The sequence below is a fragment of the Psychrobacter sp. TB55-MNA-CIBAN-0194 genome, from assembly GCF_040309505.1.
GTDB classification, from domain to species: domain Bacteria; phylum Pseudomonadota; class Gammaproteobacteria; order Pseudomonadales; family Moraxellaceae; genus Psychrobacter; species Psychrobacter fozii.
Genome location: NZ_JBEOOW010000600.1, coordinates 1 through 249 on the forward strand (window position 1 = coordinate 1; position 249 = coordinate 249).

Here is a 249-nt window from a genome sequence, read left to right on the forward strand (position 1 = left end):
GCTCATATAAGGCGGCTTCTTCTAATACTGGCTCTACGGGTATCTGCTTAAATATGGGCTGGTCAGCGACGTTACGCTGCCATATCGTCAATAGTGCAACAGCACCGATGATGACGATGATCCGCTCCCACCACGGTATACGCAGGCGACGAGAAAATATCCATAACAATGCCAAGGTCTGCCATAAAAACAGCACCAAAAATAGCGTTGGTAAAAACGAATAACTCCAATCGGGCAACCAGCTATAGC

At 47.4% G+C, this 249-nt stretch carries 1 pseudogene; it reads right to left on the reverse strand.

What is annotated here, in order from left to right:
• Positions 1 to 249, reverse strand: a pseudogene (locus AAEY75_RS16425) (C13 family peptidase); the annotation flags it as partial.